Here is a 6,607-nt window from a genome sequence, read left to right on the forward strand (position 1 = left end):
CTTTTTCTACGACACAAACGGACAAATCGTTTAAGTTGTTTTCAATTGCAAGTTGACGGATTTTGATCGCAGCAGAAAGACCCGCAGGGCCTGCGCCTACGATGACGACGTCAAACTCCATCGATTCTCTTGTTATATCTTCCATAATATAAAATCCAATTTCGCTATACGATATTTATAGCATTATCTAAATCGGTTATGAAGCTTATTTTTGATCTTTTTATTTGGAATAGGAATTTATCTTTTTTAAATCTTATCTATTTCGCAGCATTAAAAAGGTTTGCTGAGAATTCTGGATAAAGGAAGAAGATGTGTAGATTGGGTATTCAATAAAAGAGCGACTTAATGTCGCTCTGATAATTAATTTTTTTATATGTTATTGAGATTCATTGCAATATTATTCACCATGTGAATCAGACGCGGCCCAATTTCATTTTCCAGTTTTTCCTGATTTAACAGATAACTTGGAGCACCACAGTTAAACGTTAATATCCCGTGTTTAGGGTGAACCAATGGAACTGCCACGGAATTCACATCCTTAGCCCAGTCACCTAGAGACAGACAATAGCCATAATCCTGATAATCACGGATTGCACGTTCCAGATTACGCTTGATGGTTGGCCACTGATCTTCGTTTCTTTTCTTGATCGCGTCAAATAAATATTCGCGTTCTTTTACATCCATTGCTGCCAGACAGGCACGTCCCATGGCACTGCTATGAATCGGTAAAGTCGAACCGACAGGGCGGCGCATGGTCAGCGTCGATTCTGTATGTACCACTTCCAGATAAATCATGCTCAAACGGTCACGGGTAGCCATTGCCACAGGGGCTTGGGAATAGCGTGACATTTCTTCCATAAACGGATAAGCCTGAGTCCGCGCAGAAATATTACTCAAAGCTGCATAGCCCAAAGCCAATACGCCAACATCCAACAGATACTTCGTGGTATTTGGTAGTTGTTTTAAATAACCTAAAGAAACCAGGGTGCTGGTAATACGGGCTACAGTCGGCTTAGGTAAATTGGTTAATTGTGCAATTTCCTGATTACCAAGTAATTGATTGGTCGCTGAAAAGCAACGCAAGATTTCCAATCCACGCGCAATAGACGCAATAAATTGAGGATTATTTTCTCTATGAATATGTGAAATCGGATCTAAACGGATTTCATCAAAGTTGGGAATTTCACCAGTTTTATTTTTTGTCATGGTCAGGGCAATTAAAGTTAAATTAATGAATATGATAGCAACATAATTTCACGATACAAAATAAAACACTTCTACAAAAGATAAAATATAGGAAAAAGTGCCGAAATTATTTGTGGTCGAAAAGAATCCTGTTACCCAAGTTTAAAGACGATAAAAAAATCATCTAGTTTTTTAGGTTTAATACGTAGCCAACACATTTAAAAAGTTTCGATTTCTCCGAAAGAGTCAGTGATCGATAAGTATTACAGCAAGAAAAAAGGTTTAATCATCTATTGAAAATACTGATAAATAAAACAATCATTCATTAAAATATTTCGTATCGTGAAATTAAATATTAAACACAAATTAACTGGAATACCAGAAAAATTTCATTTTTTAGTTAAAATATAAAATTTTTAATAATTTCACTTGCTCAAAATGATTTTATATGATTATTTATTTCGTAATACGAAACAAAAATAAGGGTAAAGGAATTTACCTAAATTATATCCATGGAGATTCATATGATTCGTGATCCGGAAATGCTCGACCAACTTCTGTCAACGATTCGCGATTTTGTAAAAAATGAACTGGTGCCTCTTGAGCATGAAGTAGAAGAGAACAACGCCATTCCTGAACATATTGTGGAACAGATGAAAGAGCTGGGCTTGTTTGGCCTGACGATTCCAGAAGAATATGGTGGTTTAGGCATTACCATGGAAGAAGAAATTCTGGTCGCGATGGAGTTAGGTCATACATCAGCTGCATTCCGCTCTTTAATTGGTACTAACAACGGCATTGGCTCAAGTGGCATCATTATCGACGGTACAGAAGAACAAAAACAGAAATATTTACCGCGTTATGCAACGGGCGAAATTATTGGTTCATTCTGTTTGACCGAACCGGATTCCGGCTCAGACGCTGCTGCTTTAAAAACCAGTGCAGTCAAAGACGGCGATTATTATATTTTAAACGGAACTAAACGCTTTATCACCAATGCACCACGTGCCACGACATTTACCGTGATGGCACGTACCAATCAAGAGATTAAAGGTGCGAGCGGTATTTCAGCATTTCTAGTCGAAGCAGGCACACCTGGTTTAAGCCTAGGGAAAATTGACAAAAAAATGGGCCAACATGGTTCCTATACCTGTGATGTAATTTTTGATAACTGTAAAGTACATAAAGATCAGCTGATTGGCGGTGTAGAAGGGATCGGCTTTAAAACAGCAATGCGCGTTCTGGATAAGGGCCGTCTGCACATTGCCGGTTATAGCGTCGGCATGGCTGAGCGCATGCTAGAAGACGCACTTAACTATGCAGTGGAACGCAAACAGTTTGGTCAGCCCATTGCGAATTTCCAGCTAATTCAAGGTATGTTGGCAGACTCCAAAGCCGAGATTTATGCAGCCAAATGTATGGTGCTGGATGCTGCACGTCTGCGTGATGCTGGCCAAAATGTTACGACTGAAGCCTCTTGTGCCAAAATGTTTGCAACTGAAATGTGTGGTCGAGTAGCTGATCGCTGTTTGCAGATTCATGGTGGAGCGGGTTATATCAGTGAATATTCAATTGAACGTTTCTACCGTGATGTGCGTCTGTTCCGTTTATATGAAGGAACCACACAAATCCAGCAAATTATTATTGCGCGTGAAATGATTAAACAAGCAACCGCCTAATCTCATAATTTTAAAATAAGGAAATATTAAAATGACGACAAAAATTAGATTTGATTGGCAAGACCCGTTTTTAATCGAACAGCAACTGACGTCAGAAGAACGCATGATCCGCGATGCGGCGGCAGCGTACTGTCAAGACAAACTGATGCCGCGTGTACTGGAACAGTTCCGTCATGAAAAAACCGATCCCGCTATTTTCCGTGAAATGGGTGAACTCGGCTTGCTTGGCCCAACCATTCCGGAACAGTACGGTGGTGCAGGTTTAAATTATGTCAGTTATGGTCTGATTGCCCGTGAAGTTGAACGTGTTGATTCAGGTTATCGCTCAATGGCCAGCGTACAAAGCTCTCTGGTGATGGTGCCCATTAATGAATTTGGTTCTGAAGAGCAAAAGCAGAAGTATTTACCAAAATTAGCAACCGGTGAATATATTGGTTGCTTTGGCTTGACCGAGCCAGATCATGGATCAGATCCTGGCAGCATGATTACCCGTGCTAAAAAAGTCGAGGGTGGTTACCGTTTAACAGGCGCAAAAATGTGGATTACCAACAGCCCGATTGCTGATGTATTTGTAGTTTGGGCTAAAGAAGTTTCTGCCGAAGGTAATGTCGGTGACATTCGTGGCTTTATTCTAGAAAAAGGCTGGGAAGGGCTTTCTGCTCCAGCGATTCACGGTAAAGTGGGTCTACGTGCCTCGATCACCGGTGAAATTGTAATGGATAACGTCTTTGTTCCAGAAGAAAATGCATTTCCGGAAGTTCGTGGTTTAAAAGGGCCTTTTACTTGCTTGAATAGTGCGCGTTACGGGATTGCCTGGGGTGCCATGGGAGCTGCAGAGTTCTGCTGGCATACCGCACATCAATACACCATGGACCGTAAACAGTTTGGTCGACCACTCGCTGCGAATCAGTTAATTCAGAAAAAACTGGCAGATATGCAAACTGAAATTGCCCTTGGCTTACAGGTGGCTTTACGTTTTGGCCGCATGAAAGATGAGGGCATTGCGTCAGTTGAAGGTACGTCTTTAATTAAGCGTAATAACTGCGGCAAGGCGCTGGATATTGCCCGTTTGGCCCGTGACATGATGGGTGGAAATGGCATTAGCGATGAATTCGGTGTAGCCCGTCATCTGGTTAATCTGGAAGTGGTAAATACCTATGAAGGTACCCATGATGTACATGCCCTGATTTTAGGTCGTGCACAAACCGGAATTGCAGCCTTTTGCAACTAAACCTGACATCAACTTCTAGCCAGCATTGCTGGCTAGATTGTTTTACGGGTTTAAGAATTGTGCTTAATCACATCATTCAATGTATTGCTACGTGATTTCTGCAGAGAAAATTTATCAAGAACTTTGAAAATCATTTTATACCACCTTGCTAAAGCGTGGTAATGATCAGCGAATATTCTATATTTCACCTAAATAATTAAGTGAAATATGCGTTTTAAAAAGGCACAGGAGTGCCGAAAAGTAGAAAGAGCATTATGGATACGATCAGTTCACAACAACACCCAGTGGAAGGTGGAAACGAACCCAAGCAAAGAGTCTGGATTCTGGCCTTTATTTTCTCATTTTTAGCATTACTGGTTGATGGTGCTGATATTGCGTTATTAGCCTACAGTCTGACCAGTCTGACCAGTCTGAAACAAGAGTTTTCATTAAGTAATATGCAGGCCGGTGCCTTAGGGAGCTGGACGCTTGCAGGCATGGCTATCGGCGGTTTTTTTGGTGGCTGGGCTTGTGACCGTTTTGGCCGGGTTCGTGTGATCGTCATTGCCATTGCATTATTTTCTTCATTAACCTTCTGGTTAGGATTCGTAGAAAGTTATGATCAGTTCAAATGGCTGCGCTTTACGTCTGCGATTGGACTAGGTGCTCTATATATTGCCTGTAACACACTCATGGCAGAGTATGTACCCACCAAATATCGCTCTACAGTATTGGCAACGCTTATGACTGGCTGGACTTTAGGCTCGGTGGTCGCAACTGTTCTGGCTGGATGGCTATTGCCTGAATTTGGCTGGCGATACCTCTATTATATTGCCATTATTCCAATTGTACTGGCCTTCGCGATGTACTTCTTGGTGCCTGAGCCGAAAGCCTGGTTAGATGCGCGTCAAGCACGCCTGGATGCAAAAGCCAGTGGCATTGTGCAGGAAAAACCAAAAAATACTTTTAAAATGATTTTTGAAGATGCACTTAGCCGTCGCATGTTTATCCTCTGGTCCTTCAGTACCGCATTTTTACAGTTTGGCTATTATGGAGTCAGCAACTGGCTACCGGCCTATTTAGAGACTGATCTGGGAATCAAGTTTAAAGAAATGACCATGTATATGATCGGAACTTTTCTGATCATGATGTGTACCAAAGTCATTGCCGGTTTTATCGCTGACCGGATTGGCCGCCGTGCGGTATTTGCTTTCGGTACCATGGGTACTGCGATTTTTATCCCTGTGATTGTCTTTGGTAATACGCCAGATAACATTCTCTGGCTGATGTTATTTTTCGGTTTTCTCTATGGTATTCCATACGGTATTAATGCGACTTACATGACAGAAAGCTTCTCCACCAAAGTACGTGGAACAGCAGTAGGTGGTGCATATAACGTGGGCCGACTGGGTGCGGTGTTTGCACCTCTTACGATTGGCTATTTTGCTCAAGGAGGCTCAATTGGTACCGGCTTACTGATTATGGGCATTGCCTATTTTCTTTGCGGCCTGATACCCGCTTTCTTTATTAAAGACCGCTTATTTGATCCACAAAAGGCAGATTAATCTGCACTCGTAATATAGATAGAACATGCTAGGAAGCAATATGATGAATAAAATCACGCAGGATATCGAGACGGTACTTAAGCAAATTCCTGATGGTGCACACATTATGACCAGTGGTTTTGGCCTGGCAGGTCAGCCGGTAGAATTAATCGAAGCATTAATTGACTTTGGTCCTAGAGACTTAACCATTATTAACAACAATGCAGCTTCTGGAGATCGTGGTCTAACCAATCTGCTGTTGTCTGGACTGGTTAAAAAAATGATCTGTTCATTTCCACGGGCCAATAACTCAACCGTCTTTGAAGATCTGTATAAAGCCGGAAAAGTTGAGCTGGAACTGGTGCCACAAGGCAATCTGGCCTGCCGTATTCAGGCAGCCGGTGCAGGCTTAGGAGCTGTTTTTACTCCAACCGGTTTTGGTACCAAAATAGCTGAGGGTAAAGAAACCCGTAATATCAATGGAAAAGATTATGTGTTGGAATATCCGATTCATGCAGATTATGCCTTGGTGTATGCCAATCAGGCAGACCGTTGGGGCAACTTAACCTACCGTAAGGCAGCACGGAATTTTGGTCCAATCATGGCCAAAGCAGCAAAAACCACCATTGCACAAGTCCATCAAGTTGTGGAACTGGGGGAGCTTGATCCAGAGATCATTGTAACGCCAGGGATTTTTGTACAGCATGTGGTCAAAGTTGGAGATATTAAATAATGAATATTCAAAAACGTACACGTGAACAGATTGTGGCCAAAGTTGCACAAGACATTCCAACTGGCTCTTTTGTAAATTTGGGTATTGGTTTGCCGACACGCGTAGCTGGTTATTTAAAACCTGAACAAGAGACCTCTTTCATAAATCATTTTTTGCTCAGTTCCAAGTTGTAGATTCCAGCGATTAAATTGAATCTCAAACCAAGCCTTTTACCTCTATTTCGATAACGCTCAGCAAGGATTTTGAAGGTTTTCAG

Annotated in this window: 6 protein-coding genes and 2 pseudogenes; 5 read left to right on the plus strand and 3 right to left on the minus strand. The window is 41.8% G+C overall.

Annotation, left to right across the window (positions count from 1 at the left end):
* Positions 1–145 (minus strand): FAD-dependent oxidoreductase (locus FTV42_RS14940; RefSeq protein WP_146050189.1); only part of this gene is annotated, 145 nt, incomplete at its 3' end.
* Positions 146–369: 224 nt separating this feature from the next.
* Positions 370–1,206: an IclR family transcriptional regulator gene (locus FTV42_RS14945; protein ID WP_004280319.1), complete on the minus strand. Its 837-nt coding sequence runs from the start codon at positions 1,204–1,206 to the stop codon at positions 370–372.
* A 503-nt stretch (positions 1,207–1,709) separates the two neighbouring features.
* On the opposite strand from FTV42_RS14945, the gene FTV42_RS14950 reads away from it, so the two are divergent.
* The 5 genes and pseudogenes from FTV42_RS14950 to FTV42_RS14970 form a co-directional block, all read left to right on the plus strand.
* Complete coding sequence (locus FTV42_RS14950; RefSeq protein ID WP_004280318.1) at positions 1,710–2,864, plus strand: acyl-CoA dehydrogenase family protein; 1,155 nt, start codon at positions 1,710–1,712, stop codon at positions 2,862–2,864.
* 31 nt (positions 2,865–2,895) lie between these two features.
* Positions 2,896–4,095: an acyl-CoA dehydrogenase gene (locus FTV42_RS14955; protein ID WP_005096909.1), complete on the plus strand. Its 1,200-nt coding sequence runs from the start codon at positions 2,896–2,898 to the stop codon at positions 4,093–4,095.
* Positions 4,096–4,349: 254 nt separating this feature from the next.
* Positions 4,350–5,639, plus strand: a complete 1,290-nt coding sequence (locus tag FTV42_RS14960; RefSeq protein ID WP_180039146.1) for an MFS transporter — start codon at positions 4,350–4,352, stop codon at positions 5,637–5,639.
* Positions 5,640–5,679: 40 nt separating this feature from the next.
* A complete protein-coding gene (locus FTV42_RS14965; RefSeq protein WP_005100322.1) occupies positions 5,680–6,351 on the plus strand; it encodes a 3-oxoacid CoA-transferase subunit A in 672 nt (223 codons plus the stop codon).
* Positions 6,351–6,479: pseudogene (locus tag FTV42_RS14970) on the plus strand (3-oxoadipate CoA-transferase); the annotation flags it as partial. The gene FTV42_RS14965 and the pseudogene FTV42_RS14970, both read left to right, overlap by 1 nt.
* Before the next feature lie 17 nt (positions 6,480–6,496).
* Here FTV42_RS14970 and FTV42_RS14975 read toward each other — a convergent pair.
* A pseudogene (locus tag FTV42_RS14975) lies at positions 6,497–6,607 on the minus strand (IS5/IS1182 family transposase); the annotation flags it as partial.

Source organism: Acinetobacter sp. YH16052 (genome assembly GCF_013417155.1).
In the GTDB taxonomy this organism is placed as follows: Bacteria; Pseudomonadota; Gammaproteobacteria; order Pseudomonadales; family Moraxellaceae; genus Acinetobacter.